17 protein-coding genes, 3 pseudogenes and 1 riboswitch are annotated in these 19,255 nt (G+C 69.9%); of the genes and pseudogenes, 9 read left to right on the forward strand and 11 right to left on the reverse strand.

Features of this window, described 5'->3' with window-relative positions:
- Positions 1–151: 151 nt before the first annotated feature.
- On the reverse strand, positions 152–1,048 hold the full coding sequence (locus V6U89_RS20155; protein WP_334572894.1) for a hypothetical protein: 897 nt from the start codon (positions 1,046–1,048) through the stop codon (positions 152–154).
- 160 nt (positions 1,049–1,208) lie between these two features.
- Positions 1,209–1,517, reverse strand: a complete 309-nt coding sequence (locus V6U89_RS20160; protein WP_334572895.1) for a hypothetical protein — start codon at positions 1,515–1,517, stop codon at positions 1,209–1,211.
- Positions 1,518–1,827: 310 nt separating this feature from the next.
- On the opposite strand from V6U89_RS20160, the gene V6U89_RS20165 reads away from it, so the two are divergent.
- From V6U89_RS20165 to metH, 5 genes and pseudogenes are all read left to right on the forward strand, one after another.
- Positions 1,828–2,337: a hypothetical protein gene (locus V6U89_RS20165; protein WP_334572896.1), complete on the forward strand. Its 510-nt coding sequence runs from the start codon at positions 1,828–1,830 to the stop codon at positions 2,335–2,337.
- A gap of 269 nt (positions 2,338–2,606) precedes the next feature.
- Positions 2,607–2,810, forward strand: a pseudogene (locus V6U89_RS20170) (NUDIX domain-containing protein); the annotation flags it as partial.
- A 32-nt stretch (positions 2,811–2,842) separates the two neighbouring features.
- Positions 2,843–3,151, forward strand: a complete 309-nt coding sequence (locus tag V6U89_RS20175) for a nucleotidyltransferase family protein (protein ID WP_334572897.1) — start codon at positions 2,843–2,845, stop codon at positions 3,149–3,151.
- Entirely contained in the window at positions 3,087–3,482 is a 396-nt protein-coding gene (locus V6U89_RS20180; protein WP_334572898.1) for a hypothetical protein, read from the forward strand. The genes V6U89_RS20175 and V6U89_RS20180 overlap by 65 nt, the downstream gene beginning before the upstream one ends.
- 105 nt (positions 3,483–3,587) lie before the next feature.
- Positions 3,588–3,663, forward strand: a riboswitch (S-adenosyl-L-homocysteine riboswitch).
- Positions 3,664–3,689: 26 nt separating this feature from the next.
- On the forward strand, positions 3,690–7,304 hold the full coding sequence (gene metH, locus V6U89_RS20185) for a methionine synthase (protein ID WP_334573011.1): 3,615 nt from the start codon (positions 3,690–3,692) through the stop codon (positions 7,302–7,304).
- Between the two features lie 134 nt (positions 7,305–7,438).
- On the opposite strand, the gene V6U89_RS20190 is transcribed toward metH, so the two are convergent.
- From V6U89_RS20190 to V6U89_RS30220, 4 genes and pseudogenes are all read right to left on the reverse strand, one after another.
- Entirely contained in the window at positions 7,439–7,567 is a 129-nt protein-coding gene (locus tag V6U89_RS20190) for a hypothetical protein (RefSeq protein WP_334572900.1), read from the reverse strand.
- A 201-nt stretch (positions 7,568–7,768) separates the two neighbouring features.
- Positions 7,769–7,966, reverse strand: coding sequence for a hypothetical protein (locus tag V6U89_RS30215; protein WP_442933957.1), 198 nt, complete (start codon positions 7,964–7,966; stop codon positions 7,769–7,771).
- A 169-nt stretch (positions 7,967–8,135) separates the two neighbouring features.
- Complete coding sequence (locus tag V6U89_RS20195) at positions 8,136–9,146, reverse strand: mechanosensitive ion channel family protein (RefSeq protein ID WP_334572901.1); 1,011 nt, start codon at positions 9,144–9,146, stop codon at positions 8,136–8,138.
- A gap of 135 nt (positions 9,147–9,281) precedes the next feature.
- Positions 9,282–9,368: pseudogene (locus V6U89_RS30220) on the reverse strand (IS5/IS1182 family transposase); the annotation flags it as partial.
- A 69-nt stretch (positions 9,369–9,437) separates the two neighbouring features.
- Here V6U89_RS30220 and V6U89_RS20205 point away from each other — a divergent pair.
- The 3 genes from V6U89_RS20205 to V6U89_RS20215 all read left to right on the forward strand — a co-directional run bounded on the left by V6U89_RS20205 (position 9,438) and on the right by V6U89_RS20215 (position 12,986).
- Complete coding sequence (locus V6U89_RS20205; RefSeq protein ID WP_334572902.1) at positions 9,438–10,547, forward strand: hypothetical protein; 1,110 nt, start codon at positions 9,438–9,440, stop codon at positions 10,545–10,547.
- 268 nt (positions 10,548–10,815) lie between these two features.
- The gene (locus V6U89_RS20210; RefSeq protein WP_334572904.1) at positions 10,816–11,814 is read left to right on the forward strand and encodes an SRPBCC family protein; all 999 of its coding nucleotides are present in this window, start codon (positions 10,816–10,818) and stop codon (positions 11,812–11,814) included.
- Positions 11,811–12,986, forward strand: a complete 1,176-nt coding sequence (locus tag V6U89_RS20215; protein ID WP_334573012.1) for a zinc-dependent alcohol dehydrogenase — start codon at positions 11,811–11,813, stop codon at positions 12,984–12,986. The genes V6U89_RS20210 and V6U89_RS20215 overlap by 4 nt, the downstream gene beginning before the upstream one ends.
- Before the next feature lie 160 nt (positions 12,987–13,146).
- On the opposite strand, the gene V6U89_RS20220 is transcribed toward V6U89_RS20215, so the two are convergent.
- Both V6U89_RS20220 and V6U89_RS20225 read right to left on the reverse strand, forming a co-directional pair.
- Positions 13,147–14,175, reverse strand: coding sequence for a cytochrome d ubiquinol oxidase subunit II (locus tag V6U89_RS20220; protein WP_334572906.1), 1,029 nt, complete (start codon positions 14,173–14,175; stop codon positions 13,147–13,149).
- Positions 14,172–15,542 (reverse strand): cytochrome ubiquinol oxidase subunit I, encoded by a 1,371-nt coding sequence (locus tag V6U89_RS20225; RefSeq protein WP_334572907.1) that lies wholly within the window; start codon positions 15,540–15,542, stop codon positions 14,172–14,174. Before V6U89_RS20225 ends, V6U89_RS20220 begins: the two co-directional genes overlap by 4 nt.
- A 134-nt stretch (positions 15,543–15,676) precedes the next feature.
- On the opposite strand from V6U89_RS20225, the gene V6U89_RS20230 reads away from it, so the two are divergent.
- Complete coding sequence (locus V6U89_RS20230; RefSeq protein WP_334572908.1) at positions 15,677–15,916, forward strand: hypothetical protein; 240 nt, start codon at positions 15,677–15,679, stop codon at positions 15,914–15,916.
- A gap of 1,123 nt (positions 15,917–17,039) precedes the next feature.
- Here the strand turns inward: V6U89_RS20230 and V6U89_RS20235 are convergent.
- The 3 genes and pseudogenes from V6U89_RS20235 to V6U89_RS20245 all read right to left on the reverse strand — a co-directional run.
- Positions 17,040–17,135: pseudogene (locus V6U89_RS20235) on the reverse strand (IS5/IS1182 family transposase); the annotation flags it as partial.
- 36 nt (positions 17,136–17,171) lie between these two features.
- A complete protein-coding gene (locus tag V6U89_RS20240; RefSeq protein ID WP_334572909.1) occupies positions 17,172–17,846 on the reverse strand; it encodes a response regulator in 675 nt (224 codons plus the stop codon).
- Positions 17,843–19,231 (reverse strand): sensor histidine kinase, encoded by a 1,389-nt coding sequence (locus V6U89_RS20245; RefSeq protein ID WP_334572912.1) that lies wholly within the window; start codon positions 19,229–19,231, stop codon positions 17,843–17,845. The genes V6U89_RS20240 and V6U89_RS20245 overlap by 4 nt, the downstream gene beginning before the upstream one ends.
- Positions 19,232–19,255: the final 24 nt, after the last annotated feature.

Below are 19,255 nucleotides of genomic sequence, written 5' to 3' on the forward strand. Positions count from 1 at the left end.
CCGGTCACCTCGACCAAGCCTGGCCGGGCTGCGGTCGTACCACCAGCTAACAGGTAGCCGCGAACAGTGCGTGTCGCTGTTACACGCGGAGGCGCGACCGAACTATGCGCGGCGTGCGTCGGGAGGCGGTTCGAAGTGGCGGGCGAGCGCGTTACCGTGGCCGGTGTCCCGAAGGTGCGCTCAGCCATCGCTCCGCCCGGCGGCGTTTGTCGTCGTCGCCGGACTCCCTCGCTGCCGTCAGCAGGCGTACCCGCAGCTCTGCCGGGACTTTGGCGATATCCCTCGCCTGGTGTTTGCGGGTCTTCCAGCCGCACAGGTGCCGCACGGCGCCAGCGTCGATGCGCGCGTCCGTGGGGTAGGCCTGCAGGGCTTGGACGAGGTGGGCGAGCGGCGTTTCGGCGAGCGCCCGTTCCGGCAGTCCTTCGTGTACTGGGAAGCCGGAACAGCGCCCCGTTCCGGAGCCATACCAGGCAAGCATGACGCCAGCCCGTTCGACCGGATCCGGAATCGCTTCTCCAAGGCGCTGGGCGACCAGCCGGTGTATCCCCTCGGGAAGTAGTCCGTCGGTGCTGCCGGCGTCCACTGCCACATCTAGGAGGTCACGTACTGAGGCGGGTGCAGCGGCCCTCCACCGCTGCTCCGCGAGCCGCTGCTCGTGGCGTTCCCATTGCCGTTGTTCCTCCTGCACCAACGGACCTTCGACCCCCTGCTCAGCGAGCCAGCGCAGCACCGCGCCGCCATCGCGCAGCATGGCGTCGCCGTCCCAGCCCGACCAGCGCAGGCAGTTGGCGTGATGAAATCCCACGGCCGCGGTCAGCCGCCCGCTGCGGTCGAAGAACTCGAAGGCGAGGTCGCCGTGACACATGCAGTACCCGTCGGTCGTCTGCTCGACGGCCAAGGCCTGGATTAGCTGGCGAACTGCCGCCGGCTCAGCCACCTCCAGCAGCACATCCTCGCCCAGTACCCGGACACCGGACACCCCGCCATCGGTCACCCGAACTCGGGCGGCGCTGCGCAGCACCTCGTCGAGGGCGGCTTCCGAAGTCACCCCGTTATTCTGCGGTCGCAGCGCCCTGTTGACGAGACCCGCCCCTCGCGACGTCCTCTTCTAGTCTAGAGCCGCTGACCCGGCGTTGGTCGTGCCCGACGTGATGCATGGCCCACCCTCCATCCGCCTGAACCGGTGCGCCACCCACACCGGGTGGCCGTCACAGCGAAGCGTTGGCGGTCGCGCGGGTATCCGCATCTGCCGCCGATCGTGCGGGACGCGCGATCTTGCTGCGGCTGGCGCGGACGGTGGTCGAGCACCCTTCCGCAGGCTCCGCCTCCGGCATCGGGAGCGCTACCTCGGCCTCCTGATCGGCTCTGCTCAGATCCGGGCTCAACGAGTCGCTGCCGTCGTCGAGGTCACCAACCAGCGAGTCCGGGGCACGCATGCGCCACGCGTCGGTGACGAGCTCCTTCAGACGATCGACGCTCACCCGTGCCAACCGCAGGACGACATCGCGGCCGTCCACCGCCCACTGCCCCACCTCTGCCGACCAGGGGCAATCCGTCATACGCCGGCGTGGTGAAGAAAACCTCCGGCTCGCCGAGGAGTAACGCCTGCTTCTCCGCTTCGCCGCCGACGTACAGCACCGCGGCATCGATCCGAATGCGACGCGGCGTACCGGGTCTGCGCTCCGGGTAGGACCAGACGAACCCATTGTCGGCGACCCGGAAGTCGAAGCCTTCACTGTCGACGTCGAGGAGTCCGAGGGCGTGTACCTCCGGTCGGAGCTGCTCCGAGCGAGGCCGGGTGATATCCGTCAGTCCTACGTGGCGTTCATGAGACGCATCTGGCAAAGATGGTGGAGCGATCGGTGCGCCATCGAGATCCGAGAGTTCCACCAGTTGTTGGGCTGCCTCGTGAAGCTGCGCCAGGACGCTTCCTTCGTCCGAGAACCGGCGGAGACCGTGCCCTTCCGGATCCTCACCATTCGCCGCGACGGTGCCATCGGCACCTTCTCCCCTGAACTGGCCTCCACGCCGAGTCCGGAGTATGGGGCGTTCGTGCTGGGCAATGTCGTGACCGACACGCCCACCCAGGTCGCGCAAGGCGTCGCGTTCCAGCGGCTGCACCGCGATATCGCGGTAGGACGGAACCGCTGCCGGGAAGCGTGCGGCTATTTCCCGGTCTGCGGCGCGGCGTTTCAGTCCAACCGGTTCACCGAGCACGGAAGCTTCCGCGCCACGGAGACGCTGACCTGTCGCCTTCACCGGCAGGCCTTGACCGACGTCATCGTGGACGAGCTGGCTCGGCCGGTTCGCGACCGCCGCAACCGGGCTCCGGGTTGAGCCGCGGCCGGTCTTGCGCCCCGGTCGGCCGTCGCCAGCTGATCCACCTCAGCCCCTGGCCCGCGTGGTCCTGACGACACTGGCCGGGAGCCGCGGCGGTGAAGACGCCCTGAGTCTCCGGAGTTCTCGCACATCGTGTCCGAGGTGCCTGCCGGCGACGGCGGCAGGCTGGCGCTGCCACTCCCGCAGGGCTGGGGGTGGGGTATGGCTCTGTGTGGCCCGCCGTGCCGGTGGCTGACATTCGAGGTGCCACCCACTCCCCGTCTCGTTTCCGGCACACCGACTTCAGCTACGAGGAGGTGGGCATTCAGGTTCCGGGCGGCAGCGTCCGGCCGGGGGAGGACCCGGCGGACGCGGCGTTGCGCGAGGCCCGCGAAGAGACCGGACTGAGGGGCTTCACCGTCGTGCGCAAGCTGGGGGAGGTCGAGTACGACATCAGCCCGCTCCGCTTCGAGATCCAGCGTCGGCACGTCTGCGGGACCTGGTCCAGCGCAGCCGGTGGCTGGTGCGGGGGCTGGGCGTCGTTCGGGACTGCGGCCTGCCGGACGCCTGGATCGGCGCGGGCGCCATCCGTGACCTGGTCTGGGGCGAGCGGTACGGCGACGGCTTCGACCCGTCGTCGGTGCGGGACGTCGACGTCGTCTTCCTCGACGCGGCGGACCTGAGCCGCGACAACGACGACCGGGCCACCCGGCGGCTGGTGAGTGCCTGGGCCGGATCCGCCGTGGGAGGCGAAGAACCAGGCCGCCGTGCACACCTGGTACCCGGTCAAGTTCGGCGGCGGCCCGGTGGCCGCGTTGCACACCATCGCTGACGCGGTCGCCACCTGGCCCGAGTACGCCACCGCCGTGGAGCGTCAACCGACCCCGGCACGACAAGACCTTCGTCTAGCAACCCGGCAAACTGTTCGCGCCCTGCTCAGCCATGAGTTTGCAGTCCGCGCCGCCGGGCCCGGACGAGCCAGAGCAGCCAGCCCTCTGACCGTCCATCGGCGCCGCCACTGTCACACCGACTTCTCCAAACCCGCAGCTCAGAAGCGATCCGTGCCGGCGGGATGGTGCCGAGTTCGGACCTCCTACCGAGCGGATAACGCGGCGTCGTCGTTTCGTAACGGCGATGTGGCCCCGCCGCTACATCGCCCGTGAAGGGCGGTGCTCGTCATGATCGGGCTTGCCGCGTGACCGCAGCAGCCAGATGCCGACGCCTCACGGGGGACGCCCAGGCAAGCGGGTCGGGTACTATCTGCCTGCCGGGTCGAGAGGCGCTGCGACGGGCGGAGCCCGCCACGCTCGGCCTTCATTTCTTCAACAAGGGCGCCTCCGAGCTTCGGAGGCGGCCGCTTGAGCGCGTTATTGAGCCAGAAAAGCACGGCATCGTCGTTGCGGCAGCTGATGTCCCAGCGTGTTCTCGTGTTGGACGGCGCCTGGGGAACGATGTTGCAGGGCGCGAAGCTCACCGCCGCGGACTATCGAGGCGACCTGATCGTCGACCATCCGCGGGACGTTGGCGGTGATCCCGACCTGCTCAACCTCACCCGGCCGGACGTCATTCTTGACGTACACCGGCGGTATCTGGCCGCCGGCGCCGACATCACCACCACCAATACTTTTACGGCGACGAGCATCGGCCAGGCCGACTACGGGCTCCAGTCACTGGTTCGCGAGATGAACGTTCAGGGTGCGCGGCTGGCCCGGCAGGCGGCGGACGAGTTCGGTGGCCGGTTCGTGGCCGGCTCGGTCGGGCCGCTGAACGTGACGCTGTCGCTGTCGCCGCGGGTCGAGGACCCGGCGTATCGCGCCGTCGACTTCGACGAAGTGCGCGCGGCGTACGCGGAGCAGATCTCGGCCCTGGCCGAGGGCGGTGTCGACCTGCTTCTGATCGAGACGATCTTCGACACGTTGAACGCGAAAGCCGCAATCGCCGCAGCCCGTGAGGTCGCGCCGCAACTGCCGCTGTGGATCTCCGTGACCATCGTCGACCTCAGCGGCCGGACCCTGTCGGGGCAGACCGTGGAGGCTTTCTGGCGCTCGATAGAGCGGGCTGATCCGCTGGTCGTCGGCGTGAACTGCTCGCTGGGCGCGGCCGAGATGCGCCCGCACGTCGAGGAGCTTTCCAAGATCGCCGGTACCTACGTGGCGTGTCACCCCAACGCCGGTCTGCCGAACGCATTCGGCGGCTACGACCAGAGGCCGGAGGAGACCGCCGGCCTGGTCGGCGAGTTTGCCGCGTCCGGCATGGTCAACATTGTCGGCGGCTGCTGCGGCACCTCACCGGACCACATCGCCCGGATCGTCGCTGCCGTGGCTGGCACACCGCCGCGGGCGGTTGCCGCCCTGCCGGACACCACCCGGTTCAGCGGGTTGGAGCCGTTCGCGATCGGACCGGACACCGGGTTCGTGATGATCGGTGAGCGCACCAACGTGACCGGCTCGGCCAAGTTCCGCCGGCTCATCGAGTCGGACAACTATCAGGGCGCGGTCGACGTGGCCCTCGAGCAGGTCCGCGGCGGCGCCAACCTGCTCGACGTCAACATGGACGCGGACCTGCTCGACAGTGAGCGCGCCATGACGACCTTCCTCAACCTCATCGCCACCGAGCCGGAGGTGGCCCGGATCCCAGTGATGATCGACAGTTCGAAGTGGACCGTCCTCGAGGCCGGCCTCAAGTGCGTGCAGGGCAAGGGCGTGGTCAACTCGATTAGCCTCAAGGAGGGCGAGGAACCATTCCTGGCTCAGGCCCGCCGGATCCGCGATTACGGCGCCGGCGTGGTGGTGATGGCCTTCGACGAACAGGGTCAAGCCGACACCGCCGAACGCAAGGTGTCCATCTGCGGCCGGGCCTACGATCTGCTCGTGAAGCAGGCCGGGTTCGCGCCGGAGGACATCATCTTCGACCCGAACGTCCTCGCGGTCGCCACCGGCATCGCCGAGCACAACGGATACGCGAAGGCGTTCATCGACGCCCTCCCGCTGATCAAGGCGCGCTGCCCGGGTGCCCGCACCAGCGGCGGCATCTCCAACCTGTCATTCTCCTTCCGAGGCAACGACGGGGTTCGCGAAGCCATGCATTCCGCGTTCCTGTTGCACGCTGTCCGCGCCGGGCTGGACATGGGCATCGTCAACGCCGGCCAGCTCGCCGTGTACGCCAATATCCCCGCCGACCTCCTCGAACTCGTCGAGGACGTGATCTTCGACCGGCGCCCGGACGCCACCGACCGCCTGGTCACCTTCGCGTCGACCGTTACCGGTTCCGGCACGAAACGCGAGGTCGACCTGGCCTGGCGCGAGGCGCCGGTGACCGAGCGGCTGTCGTACGCGCTGGTCCACGGCATCGTCGACTTCATCGAACAGGACACGGAGGAGGCCCGGCAGGGCCTCGCCCGACCCCTCGATGTCATCGAGGGTCCGCTGATGAACGGAATGAAGATCGTCGGCGACCTGTTCGGCGCCGGCAAGATGTTCCTGCCGCAGGTGGTCAAGAGCGCCCGGGTGATGAAGCGCTCGGTCGCCTACCTCGAACCGTTCATGGAAGCCGAGAAGGAGCAGGCCCGCCTGGAGGGCCGGATCGACCCGGGCCGCGGGCAGGGCAAGGTCGTGCTGGCGACCGTGAAGGGCGATGTGCACGACATCGGCAAGAACATCGTCGGCGTGGTCCTGGGCTGCAACAACTACGAGGTCATCGACCTGGGCGTGATGGTTCCGGCCGGCCGGATTCTGGACATGGCCGTCGCCGAGGGCGCCGACGCCATCGGCCTGTCCGGCCTGATCACGCCATCGCTGGACGAGATGGTCTCAGTCGGCGCCGAGATGCAGCGCCGCGGCCTCAAGGTGCCCCTGCTGATCGGCGGGGCCACGACATCGCGTCAACACACCGCCGTGCGCATCGCCCCCTCGTACGACGGCACAACCGTGCACGTGCTCGACGCGTCCCGGGTCGTCGGCGTGGTCTCCGACCTGCTCGACGACGGCCGGGCCCGCGAGCTGGACCGCGCCAACCGCGTCGAGCAGGAGCAGCTGCGCGAGGCGCATGCCAACCGGCACTCCCAGCCGATGCTCGGCTTGGCTGAGGCCCGCGCCAACCGCGAGAAGGTCGACTTCAGCGACCTGCCGACCCCGGCCTTCACCGGCCGGCGGACGGTCCAGCCCACCCTGCCCGAGCTGCGCGAGATGATCGACTGGCAGTTCCTGTTTCTGGCCTGGGAACTCAAGGGCAAGTTCCCGGCGATCCTGGATCAGCCGGTCGCCCGCGAGCTCTTCGACGACGCCAACACCCTGTTGGACAAGATCACGAAGGATGGCTCCTTCCAGGCCCGAGGCGTCTACGGCTTCTGGCCCGCGCACTCCGAGGGCGACGACATCGTCCTCGGCAACGGGGTGCGCCTGCCGATGCTACGCCAGCAGACGGTCAAACCGGCCGGCCGCGACAACCGCTGCCTGGCCGACTACGTGGCCCCCGACGGTGACCACCTGGGTGGCTTCGCCGTGACCATCCACGGCGCCGATTCCCTGGCCGCGCACTACGAGGCCCAGCACGACGACTACCGCGCAATCATGGTCAAGGCGCTGGCCGACAGGCTTGCCGAAGCCTTCGCCGAATACATCCACCTGAAGGCCCGCCGCGACTGGTTCGAACCAGACGCCACGCCGGACCTCGGCGACCTGCACGCCGAACGCTTCCGGGGCATCCGACCGGCGCTCGGCTATCCCGCCAGCCCGGACCACAGCGAGAAGCGGGAACTGTTCGACCTGCTGAAGGCCGCCGAGCTCGGCATCGGCCTGACGGAGTCCTTCGCGATGGCGCCGGCAGCCAGCGTCAGTGGGCTGATCTTTGCCAACCGGGCGGCGAAATACTTCACAGTGGGCCGTATCGGCAAGGACCAGATCGAAGACTACGCCGCCCGCCGCGCCATCAGCGTCGCCGCCGCCGAGCGGTGGCTGCGACCCAATCTGGCCTATGAACCGTCCTGACGGGTGTACGGGCCACGGGAGCGCCACGCCGTGGTGCGGTCGGTGACGACGAAGCGCCGGCGCCGCCGGAAGTTGCTGCCGTAGTGGCCACGATCCACGTTCCGTCTCAGAGCAGCCGTTACTGGATGCCACCGTCAACGTCCCCAGGTGCAGGTCACGATGCCAGGAGTCTGACCGAGCAGCCCGATGGGCCACGACGCGCCGTTCAGCCCGTGACGTCGCAGCCGCGCGATCAGCTGCTCCTCGTGGGTGGTCAGCAGCACGGCGGCCCCGCCGACGCGCAGGGTGTGGGCGACCAGCCGCCAGGGCGTTGAACAGGGCGATCCAGTCGCTCACTCCCACCTGCTTCCCCCACGGCGGGTTGGTCACCAGCAGGCGGGCGTCGACACGCGGGTCCGGCCCGGCGTACACGTCGCGGACGAACACCCGGTGGTGCAGCTCGTCCGCGGTCAGGCCGGCGCGGGTCAGGCGTTCGCGGGTGAGGCGGGCCGCGTGTCCGAGCGGTCCGCAGCGTAGACGGGCAGGCCGCAGCGGGAGGCCTCGCCGACGAGGGTGCCGCTGCCGCAGAACGGGTCGTGCAGGGGGTGCGGGCCGCCCAGATCCACGGCGAGCCGGACCAGAGCCGCGGCGACGCGACGGTCGGGTGCAGCGCCCCCGGCCACGCCGCCGTGATGTCCCGCTCCTGCTCGCCGACAGGACGCTCCCAGAGGTTCACCGCAGCATGGCCGTCCTCGCCGTCGAGCTGGATGCGTACGTCGATCGGCTGCCGCTCCTCGGCAGGCAGCCGGTGTACTGCGGCGGGGGCTGGTTGCGCCCGACCCGGCCCGCCGGTCAGGGCTGGTACTGGCTGCGGGTGCGGGGCAGCCACTGGGGATGGTGGTCCCGCAGGTAGCGGATCAGTCCCTCGCGGAGGTCGCAGCGCAGGTCCCAGGCGCTGGCACCGTCCGCGGCCGAGGCCTGCACCTGGATGACCACGGCCTGCGGGGTGGCGTCGACCATCTGGAGCGCCCACTGGTCTCGGTCCCACAGTGGTGAGGCCTCGACCAGTCGGCGTGCCTCCCGGCGCAGGTCGTCCAGGTCGGCGGTGTGGTCGACATGGATCTGGATCTTGCCGAGCACCCGGAACGCGTTCCGGGTCCAGTTCTGGAACGGCCGCTCGGTGAAGTACGTGGTCGGCAGGATGAGCACCCGGTCGTCCCAGAGGCGGATCACCACGTTGGTCAGCTTCACCTCCTCGACCCGGCCCCACTCGCCGTCCACTACCAGCACGTCGCCGACGTGCATCCCGTCGGCGAAGGCGATCTGGATGCCGGCGAACGCGTTGCCGAGCGCGGTTCGGGCGGAGAGGCCGATCACCGCGCCGATCACGCCGGCCGAGGTCAGGACGGAGATGCCGGCGAGGCGTACCGGCCGGAAGGTGATCAGGATCAGGCCGATGGCGACGATCGTGATCACGGCGACGGTGAGCCGCCGCACGGGGCGGATCTGGGTCCGGGCCCGCCGAATGCGCCGGCTCTTGACCAGATCGCTCGGCAGCTTGCTGAACGCCACCGTTTCGACGACGTTCAATGTCCTGATCACCAGCCACGAGCTGAGGGCGATCAGGACCAGCAGGATGGTGTGCCGCAGATAACGCTGCCACTCGGCCGGCCCGGGCGGCAGCGCGTAGTACAGCGCCCCGACGAGCAGGACCGCGGCCGCCGGGCGGCGGCAGGCGTGCCGCAGCGGCTCCAGCAGCCACTTGTAGCGGCCACGGGCAGCCCGGCGGATCAGCACGCCGGAGACCAGGTCCACCACCAGGGCCGCCGTCAGCGCGGCCAACACGATCAACGCGGTACGCATCAGAAGCCGTTCACCGTGATCCCGATGCCGCCTCTCCTGAGCTCGACCGCACTCCCCGCTTCAGGGTGTCATCGGATCCGGTGGCAAGCGGCGGATATCGGGAATGCCGGACGGCCGTGACGGACGTCCGGCGACACGCCACTGCTTGAGCCGGTTGAAGCAGCGCTCCACGACGTTGCGCTGCTGGTAGATCACCTTGTCGAAGGCCGGTGGCCGTCCGCCGGCGTGCCAGCAGGGTGGGCCGCCATGGGCGAGACCTACGACGAGCCCGGCTACCGGTGAGGAGCACCGATGACCCACAGTGAACAGCACCGCCCGGAGATCGTCGTCGGACTGGTGGCGACCCCGCCGGACCACCCGGCCCGGGTGGCCGCGCGGCTCACCGCCGAGCTGGCCGGCCGGCTCTCCGAGCGGGTGGACGCCGGCGTGCGGTGGACCGTCCGGGAAGGCTGGGGTGAGGTGGCGCCGCGCCGCGACGGCGGCGTTGAGGCGCTGCTCGACGATCTTGCCCAACGGCGCACCGACGACCGGTGGGACGTCGCGATCTGCCTGACCGACCTGCCGCTGCACACCGAGCGGGTGCCGCTGGTCGCGCAGACCTCCGCCCGGCGCCGAGTCGCGATGGTGTCCCTGCCCGCGCTGGGACTGGGCCAGCTGCGCGCGGCCCGCGCGGCCGTTCCGGATCTGGTGAGCCGACTACTCACCGACGCTTCCGACCAGCGGGTGCCGCCGGCCGGCTGGGCACCGGCCGAGATGGCAAGCCGGGTTCCCGCCGTCCACCGGGTGGTCGGCGAGGCCGACGCCGGGGAACAGCGCTACGTCGCCTCGCGGCTGACCGGCCGGGTGCGGCTGTTGACCGGAATGGTCAGGGCCAACCGCCCGGGGCGCGCCCTGCTGGGCCTGTCCAAGCTGCTGGTCGGCGCGTTCGGCACGGCCGCGTTCGCGCTCACCACGAATACCATCTGGCAGATGGGCGATGCGCTCGGCGGACTCCGGCTCGCCGTGATCATGCTACTCGGGCTGACCGCGTTGGTGGCCTGGCTGATCGTCGCGCACGACCTATGGGAGAAACCAGACGGGGCGACACCGGCTGAGCTGGCCCGGCTGTTCAACCTGGGTACGATTCTCACCCTCACTCTGGCCACGGCAGTGTCCTACCTGGTGCTGTTCGCCGGAACGGTGCTCGCCGGGGCGCTGCTGATCGACACATCCGTGCTGGAACAGACCCTGCAGCGGCCGGTCGATTTCACCGACTACCTGACGCTCGCCTGGATCATCAGTTCGCTGGCCACCGTCGGTGGCGCGATCGGCTCCGGGCTGGAGAACGAGGACACGGTGCGGGCCGCCGCCTACGGCTACCATCCCGAACCCGGCGGCTGGCGGGACGAGAAGGATGCGTAAGCCACCGCGGGCGGGTCAAGCCAGCGCATGCCCCGAGTCGGCACCGAACCGCCCGAGCGAGTGGCCTTCTGCCCAGCACAGGCCGTTCAGCGTCGCCACCACCCGCCGGAAGTGCCGCTTGGCCCGGGGCGGCGGTGCAGTCTCCACGCAGCGGTCGATTGGCGGGTTCAGGTGGTTTCCGGGGGGTATCCCGGCCCCAATGCGCCGCGCCCCGGGTCGCCGTGGACCGGGACGCTCGGCTGGGTGCGATCGGATACGGAGGCTACCCGTGACTCGACTGGCAACCCGAGAGGCAGTGAAGGCCAGGCAGGACGAGGTGCAGCGGCGGGGGCGCGGGCTCGGCTGGATGAGTCTCGGCCTGGGCGTGGCACAGCTGGCGGCGCCGGACACGGTGCGCCGGATCAGCGGCGTGGACGACTCCCCGACGTCCCGGGCGGTGGTGCCGCTCGTCGGGGCGCGGGAGCTGATACACGCGGCCGGGCTCCTGACGAGCCGGCGGAAGAGCGTCTGGGCGTGGACCCGAGTCGTGGGCGACGCGATGGACCTGACCTCGCTCGGAATGGCCATCGCCCACCGTGGCGGGCGGCGCAGGCGGCGGCTCGTCGCTGTCACCGGCGCCGTCGTCGGGATCACGGTGGTGGACCTGCTGACCGCCATGCAGGCCACCCGGGCGAGGGAGATCGGCTCCATGCCGGCGGTACGAGGCTCACGCAAAGGAGGATCCATGGAGCTGACAGCCACGACAACCATTCGCAAACCTCCGCCGGAGGTCTACGCGTTCTGGCGCGATCTGGAGAACCTCCCGACGTTCATGGCGCATCTCGAGGAGGTCCGCGCCACCGGTGACCGTACGAGCCATTGGTCCGCCAGCGCTCCGTTCGGCAAGAACGTCGAGTGGGACGCCGAGATCATCGACGAGGCGACCGGCGAGAAGATCGCGTGGCGGTCGACCGGGAACGCCGACGTGCCGAACGCCGGTACGGTCCGGTTCGTGCCCGCCCCGGACGGTGTGAGCACCGAGGTGCAGGTCCTGCTGACCTACGACATTCCGGGTGGTGCGGTCGGCAAGGCGGTCGCCAAGTACTTCGGCGAGGAACCGCACCAGCAGCTCGACGACGATCTGCGCCGGCTCAAGCAGGTGCTGGAGACCGGCGAGGTGGTCCGCTCCGACGGCGCCCCGTGGGGCAAGCGGGCCCGCAAGGAGTTCCCGCAGCGTCCGGCGCAACCGCTGCCGGATTCCGAGCTCGCGAAGGGAGCGCAGGCGTGAGGGCGAACACCTGGGCGGGCCGCAACAAGGTCAAGGTCCGTGACGTGCCGGACCCGAAGATCTTGAACAACCGCGACGCGATCGTAAAGATCACCTCCACCGCGATCTGCGGCTCGGACCTGCACCTGGTGGACGGGTATGTGCCCACGATGCAGGACGGTGACGTCATGGGCCACGAGTTCATGGGCGAGGTGATCGAGGTCGGCTCAGGAGTGCCCGCGGACAAGCTACGGGTCGGCGACCGGGTTGTCGTGCCGTTCCCGATCGCCTGCGGCGCGTGCGGCGCGTGCGCCGCCGAGCTCTACTCCTGCTGCGAGAACTCCAACCCCAACGCCGGGATCGGGGAGAAGATGTTCGGTCACCCGGTCGCCGGGATGTTCGGCTATTCCCGTCTGACGGGCGGTTTCGCGGGCGGTCAGGCACAGTATGCGCGGGTGCCGTTCGCCGACGTCGGTCCGCTGAAGATCGAGTCCGATCTGACCGACGAGCAGGTGCTGTTCCTCTCCGACATCCTGCCGACCGGCTACATGGGTGCGGACTTGTGTGACATCCAGTCCACCGACGTGGTGGCGGTGTGGGGCGCCGGCCCGGTCGGCCAGTTCGCCATGGACAGCGCCCGGGTGCTCGGCGCCGCGAAGGTCATCGCCATCGACAAGGAGCCGTACCGGCTGCAGATGGCGGAACGGGCGGGCTACACGACGATCAATTTCGAGGAGGTGGACGTGCGGTCCCGGCTGCTGGAACTGACCGGTGGGCGGGGACCGGACAAGTGCATCGACGCGGTCGGCATGGAGGCCAGCCACGGCAGTGCGCACGTCCACGCCTACGACCGGGTCAAGCAGGCGGTCCGCTCGGAGACCGAGCGCCCGCACGCGCTGCGGCAGGCGATCCTGTCGTGCCGCAGCGGTGGCATCGTGTCGGTGATCGGCGTGTACGGCGGTTTCCTCGACAAGTTCCCGGTCGGCGCGTGGATGAACCGGGCGCTGACCCTGCGTACCGGGCAATGCCACGTGCAGCGCTACATGAAGCCGCTGCTCAAGCGCATCGAGCGCGGGGAGATCGATCCGACCCGGGTCATCACCCACACCCTGCCGCTCGACGAGGCGGAACGCGGCTTCGAAATTTTCAAGAACAAGCAGGACGACTGCGAGAAGGTTGTCCTCAAACCCTGACGACCACCCGCATCCGGCCACCGCGGCGCGCACGGTGGCCGGATGCGGCGTCTATGCGGAGGCGCTGGTCTGCGGTGCCCGTCCGGCATTCGCAACCAGGCCGCTGCCCTGAAGGCGGAGCAGGACGCAGGCGTCGCCGGGGCTGAACGTCGACGCCGGCTCAGGTTCCACGCTTCAGTGGTGAGGTGTCGGCGTGCCGCCGGGAGGTTTGGAAGATACTGAACAGCCAGAGCAGGGACGGTGCGAGCAGCAGCGCGCCGACGCCGAGTACGACGAGCACGGTGGTGAGAACGGTCGGGTCGCCAGCTGCCTCGGCGACCGTGAGGTCGGGGGAGAGAAGGACCGGGTACTGGGCGGCCCCCCACGCCCACAGCACGGCGGCGACGGCGAGTGCGGCGGTGACACGCACGAGGCGGTAGCGGCCGGTGGTGATCAGCACCAGCGACACGATTCCGGCGGCGAGGGAGAGCAGCACCAGCGGCAGCGCGCGTCCTCGTAGGTCGGCGAACAGGTCGGGTGCGTCGGCGGCCACCACGGCGAGCCCGGCGACGGCGGCCGCCCCGACCAGTACGCCGGTGGCCAGGGCGCGGCGGCGGAACTGTGCGACGAGGACGTCGGCGTTGGCGCGGCGGGCGTCGTGGATGAGGTAGACCGCGGCGAGGTACGCGCAGACGCCGATCGCCAGCAGACCGGCGTAGATCGAGGTGGGGTTGAGCCAACTACGCCAGATGTCGCCCTCGGCGATCCCAGCTGGCACCCGACCGGAGGCGAGCGCTCCGACGATGGTGCCGAGGAAGAACGGGGTGGCCAGCGAGGAGATCGCGAAGGTGGCTCCGTAGAGGCGCTGCTCGACGAGAGTGTGGCTGGCCTTGCGGAAGGCGAAGGCGGCGCCGCGGCCGATGATGCCCAACGCGGCCAGGGTCAGCGGGATGTAGAGGGTGGAGGCGAACGCGGCGAACGCCGGTGGGAAGGTGGTCCAGAACAGCGTGATCACCAGGATCAACCACACGTGGTTGGCCTCCCACACGGGGCCGATGGAGTGTGCGATCAATTCCCGGCGAGCGGCGCCGCGGCGGGTGCCGCCGGCGAGTAGGTCCCAGATCCCGGCGCCGAAGTCGGCGCCGGCGAGCAGCGTATACAGGGTGAGGCCGGCCAACAGGACTGCGAGCAGGACGTCGGCGACAGTCATCGGGGGCTGTCCACCGGCTCGGGTACGCCCTCCTGCGGGGCGACCGGCGCATCCCGATGCCGGGCCATCCGCACCAGCACCAGCACCGTCGCCACAGTGAGCAGCAGGTACACGCCGGCGACCAGCGCCAGCCCGGTGGCCAACCCGGGCGCCGGGTTCACCGCCTCCGCGGTACGCAGCACCCCGTATACGATCCACGGCTGCCGGCCGACTTCGGTGACCACCCAGCCTGCCTCCACCGCGACGGCGGCGGCGATCCCGGCCAGCGCGGCGGCACGCAGGAACCAGGGCGAGCGGGGCGGGCCCCGGCGCCGCCACCGGGCCAGCGCCCACCAGAGCGACAGGCCCAGCAACCCGAACCCGATGGCGACCATCAGCTGGAACGCCCACTTCACGACCGTCACGGGGGGCTCCTGGTCGTCGGGCACCTGGTCCAGGCCCATGACCACCGCGTTCGGGTCCCACTTCGCCAGCAGTGAAAGGGCGTTGGGCACCTCGACGGCGTAGCGCAGTTCCCCGTCGACGTAAACCCCGCCGAGGGACAGCGGCGCGCCGGCCTGCGTCTCAGCCAGGCCCTCCATGGCGGCGAGCTTGGTGGGCTGGTACTCGGCCACGAAGTGTGCCGCCCAGTCGCCCACCACCACCTGCACCGGGGTGAGCAGAGCCGCGAGAGTGAACGGAATGGCGAACCCGAGCCGGTGGTAACGGTCGCGTCGACCGCGCAGCATCGCCACCGCGTACACACTGGCGATGCCGAAACCGGTGACCATGAACGCGGCGACGATCATGTGCACGGTCTGCGGCGGGGTAGCCGGGTTGAACATCGCCTCCCAGGGCCGGACGTTGGTGACCTCGCCGGAGACCAGGTCGAAACCGCGAGGCTGGTTCATCCACGCGTTCGCCGACACCACGAAGAACGCCGACGCCACTCCCGCCACACAGATCGGCAGGCCGGCGAACAGGTGCGCACGGGGCGGCACCTTGTCCCACGCGTACAGGTAGACACCGACGAAGATCGCCTCGACGAAGAACGCGATGCCCTCCAGAGCGAACGGCAGCCCGATCACGTCACCGAAGCGGCCCATCAGACCAGGCCACAGCAGCCCCATCTCAAACGACAAAATCGTCCCGGACACCGCGCCGACGGCGAAGAGCACACCCATCGCCTTGGCCCACCGCTTCGCCAGCCGGGTGAACACCGCGTCGCCAGTTCGCAAGCCACGCCATTCGGCGAACACGGTGACGGCGGGCATGCCTACACCGAACGAGGCGATCACGATGTGCCAACCCAGCGACAGCGCCATCTGCACCCGTGCCGCCATCAGGTCCGCAGGGACAGCGTCCTGAGCCAGTAACTCCGTGAGCATTGAGGCTCCCGCTTCCTCGTGTGTCGACCCCACGTCATCCAACGGGTGGTTTTCGCATCCAGCAACGCTTATCAAACAGATAGTCAGAATCATGGACAATGTGGCTGACGTGGGGGAGAGGGATTGTCCCCGACATGCGGGGCGGTCAGGTCGTGTTCCAGCGCAAGCCCCGCCGCGACCCGCTCGCCGTGACCGTGAGCGTTGCTGCCCTGGAGTGCGTCATGGTGACCGGCGCACACCCGTCGGACGTGCCCTCGGGCACCGCGCAGTTCACCGTGGACGGGGCGACGTACGGGGCGCGGGTCGAGCTGATCGGCGGCAAGGGAGCGGCATCCGTGTCCGGCCTGGCGGGTGGGCGCGCGGTACTCGGGTGACGCACGTTCGCCGCCGCTGACGCGGGGCCGGGGGCGACCGAGGTGGTGGTGCCGGCCGGCACGACCCGATTCGTGGGGCTCCAGCCGGCCCGGATCCTGGACACCAGGTCCGACCGGCTGCGCGGGCGGCAAGCCTGGCGCGGGGGCGACGATCACTCTCCAGGTCACCGGGCGCGGATGCGTACCGGAGACCGGTGCGACCGCGGTGGCGTTGAACGTGACGGCGGTCGCCCCCGCAGCCGGTGGCTACGTCACCGTGTGGCCGGCGGACCAGCCCCGGCCGATGGCCTGCAACTTGAACATCGAGACCGCCGGTCAGGTCATCCCGAACCTGGTCGTCGTCCCGCTTTCCGGGACCGGCCGGGTAAACCTTGTACACGAAGACCAGCCTGCACCTGGTCGCGGACGTGGCCGGGTACCTCACCGGCGCGTTGACGCCACGGCGGGCCGGCTCGTCCCGCTGAGCCCGGCCCGGCTGCTCGACACCCGCAATTGACTGCTGGGTCGTCGAAATATGGCCTCTTGCAGCAAGCGGAAATCTATGAGGCTGCCGACAACATCAGAGATCTGATTATGTGCGCTGCCGCAGCCGCCGATCTGGGACGAGGCGACAACGTCCTTTCGGCGAGGTCTGCGATGCTCCATTCGGCACCGCGCGGTGAGGTTCACCTCGCAGTTCAAGATCACCCGACTTGCCGGTTCGTCCGCCATGGTCGTCGGCTAAGCGCCGGCGGCCGACACCAGCGCACTCACAACCGTCGACGGCCTTGGAGCGGATGGCGGCTGGCTGTTGCCACAGCCTCCCAGTGCGAGGGCCAGAGCAGCGACGGCGCTGGTTGCGGCGAGCTCGGAACGATACAACAGGACTCCTTACTTGACTTGCCGCGCAGAGGCCGCGCGGCTCTGTCATGATCGACAATTCGCCGTTGGTCACGCCATCGTCCGCACGATCACAGTTGCCAAGAGGCTGCTCCTGGTCGTAGTCCTGGCCTAGGGGCTGTCGGCGGGGCGGTTGCTGATGGCCGGGTACCCAGGTCGCGAGCCCCGGCCGGTCGGCGGAGGGCTGTATCGGTGCCGTGGGTTGCTGTACTTCCGCGCTGTTCGGCGAGCAGGGCGACGCCTGATACGACGTGGCGGTCTTGTCGTAGCGAGTCGCCACGCTGCGGCACTGCTTGAGCCGGTTGAAGCAGCGCTCGACTACGTTGCGCCGCTTGTAGAGCTGCTTGGGCAGGCCCCAGCTGCGACCGGCACCGGCTCAGGGGACGAACCGGTAGCCGATGCCGGGTTCGGTGATCAGGTATCGGGGGCGGGCCGGATCGGGTTCGATTTTGCGGCGAAGGTTGGCCAGGTGCACGCGGAGGTAGTTGGTTTCGGTCTCGTAGGCCGGTCCCCACACCTCGCGCAGCAGCTGCCGGTGAGCGACGAGCTTGTCGGGGTGGCGGGCCAGTACCTCCAGGAGGTGCCATTCGGTGGGGGTGAGGCGGACTTCGCCAGCGGCGGTGGTGAGGCGTTTCGCCGCGAGGTCGATGGTGAACGCGGCGGTGGTGATGGTGGCGGCGTCCGGGGTGGGATGGGCGCGGCGGAGCGCGGCGCGGACCCGGGCGAGGAGTTCGTCCATGCCGAAGGGTTTGGTGACGTAGTCGTCGGCGCCGGCGTCGAGGGCGTCGACCTTGGCGGTTTCGGTGTCGCGGGCGGACAGCACGATGATCGGGATGTTGGTCCAGCCGCGGAGGCCCTCCACGACGGTGACGCCGTCGAGGTCGGGCAGGCCAAGGTCAATGATGGCCAGATCCGGTGGGGTGCGGGCGGCGACGGTCAGGGCGGTGGTGCCGTCGGCGGCGGTGAGCACCTCATAGCGGCGGGCGGTGAGATTGATCCGCAGGGCCCGCAGCAGCTGCTGGTCGTCGTCGACGACGAGAATACGGCTCATGGCGCCGCCGGGATGCGGATGGTCATGGTCAGGCCGCCGTTCGGGGTGTCGCTGGCCGTCAGGGTGCCCCGCTGGGCCTCGGTGAAGCCGCGGGCGATGGCTAGTCCGAGGCCGAGGCCGGTGCCGCTGTGGTCGTCCAGACGTTGGAACGGCGCGAAGACGCGGTCACGGTCGGCGCTGGCGATACCGGGCCCGTGATCGACGACGTCGAGGCGCAGATGATCGCCGCCGGCGCGGCCCCGGATGAGGACGCGCTGGCCGGGTGGGCTGGCCGTGCACGCGTTGGTAAGCAGGTTCGCCACTACGCGCTCGAGGAGACCGGCGTCGGCCCACGCCAGAGGCAGGTCATCCGGCACGTCGACATCGACGCTCACGCCACCGGTGTCGGTGCTCAGGACGGCTTGGGCCACGACTCCGTCGACCGCGGTCGGCCGCGCGTCGACCGACAGCACCCCGGCCTGAAGGCGACTCAGCGACAGCAGGTTGTCGACCACGGTGGTGAGCCGGTCGGTGGACTCCTCGACCGTGGCGAGCAGCTCCGCCCGGTCTTCGGTGCTCCAGTCGATGTCGGGCTGGCGCAGGCTGGACACGGCCGCCTTGATCGAGGCCAGTGGCGTGCGCAGGTCGTGGCCGACGGCGCCGAGCAGCGCGGCGCGCAGCCGGTCGATGTGGGCGAGTTCGACGGCGCGGGCGGCCTGCCCGGCCAGGCGCTGGGTCTCCAGGGTGCGGGCTGCCGCCGCGGCCAGGCGCGCCAGCGCACGGCGGTCCTCGGCGAACAATCGTGGGCCCCAGGCGTCCAGGCGCAGTCCACCGCCGGCGGCGACGGACAGCGCCGGTGTCCCCTGCGGTGGTGGGCCGACCTGGTCGAGGGCCTGTCCGCCTTCGGTGAGGGCGACGGTGGTCATCTGGTAGGTGGCGCGGACCTGGTCCAGCAGCCGGGTGAGGGAGGCCTGCTCGATCGGTTCGGCGCTGGCGCCGGCGAGCAACGCCGCTTCCACGGCGCGACGGGCGGCCGTGGCCCGGTGCCGGGCCGCGAGGTCGACGGCGACGCTGACCGCGGTGGCGACCCCGACGTAGACGGCAAGGACGACGATGTTGTCGCCGGTCTCCACGGCAAAGGTGTGAAACGGCGGGACGAAGAAGTAGTTGACCAGCAGGTCGGCGGCGATCGCCGCGGCCACCGCCGGGCCCCAGCCGCCCACGGCCGCAGTGACGACCACCGGCGCCAGGTAGAGCAGGACCACGCTGGCCAACGACACCTCGGCCCGCACCGGTACCAGCGCCAGCGTGACGGCGGCCAGGCCCGCCACCGCGACGCCCGCGCCGAGGCCCGCGCCCCGCCAGCGGCGCCCCCCGGCACCGGGTGCGGCCGTAGACAACTCCATGTCCGGCATTTCTACCCGATCCAC

The organism is Micromonospora sp. CPCC 206171 (assembly GCF_036906755.1).
GTDB lineage: Bacteria > Actinomycetota > Actinomycetes > Mycobacteriales > Micromonosporaceae > Micromonospora > Micromonospora purpureochromogenes.

Coding starts and splice junctions, on each gene's coding strand:
- V6U89_RS20165 (WP_334572896.1), top strand. CDS start 1,828: ATGAGACGCATCTGGCAAAGATGGTGGAGCGATCGGTGCGCCATCGAG.
- V6U89_RS20230 (WP_334572908.1), top strand. CDS start 15,677: ATGCGGGGCGGTCAGGTCGTGTTCCAGCGCAAGCCCCGCCGCGACCCG.
- V6U89_RS20220 (WP_334572906.1), bottom strand. CDS start 14,175: ATGACTGTCGCCGACGTCCTGCTCGCAGTCCTGTTGGCCGGCCTCACC.
- V6U89_RS20225 (WP_334572907.1), bottom strand. CDS start 15,542: ATGCTCACGGAGTTACTGGCTCAGGACGCTGTCCCTGCGGACCTGATG.
- V6U89_RS20205 (WP_334572902.1), top strand. CDS start 9,438: ATGACCCACAGTGAACAGCACCGCCCGGAGATCGTCGTCGGACTGGTG.
- V6U89_RS20240 (WP_334572909.1), bottom strand. CDS start 17,846: ATGAGCCGTATTCTCGTCGTCGACGACGACCAGCAGCTGCTGCGGGCC.
- V6U89_RS20245 (WP_334572912.1), bottom strand. CDS start 19,231: ATGGAGTTGTCTACGGCCGCACCCGGTGCCGGGGGGCGCCGCTGGCGG.
- V6U89_RS20195 (WP_334572901.1), bottom strand. CDS start 9,146: ATGCGTACCGCGTTGATCGTGTTGGCCGCGCTGACGGCGGCCCTGGTG.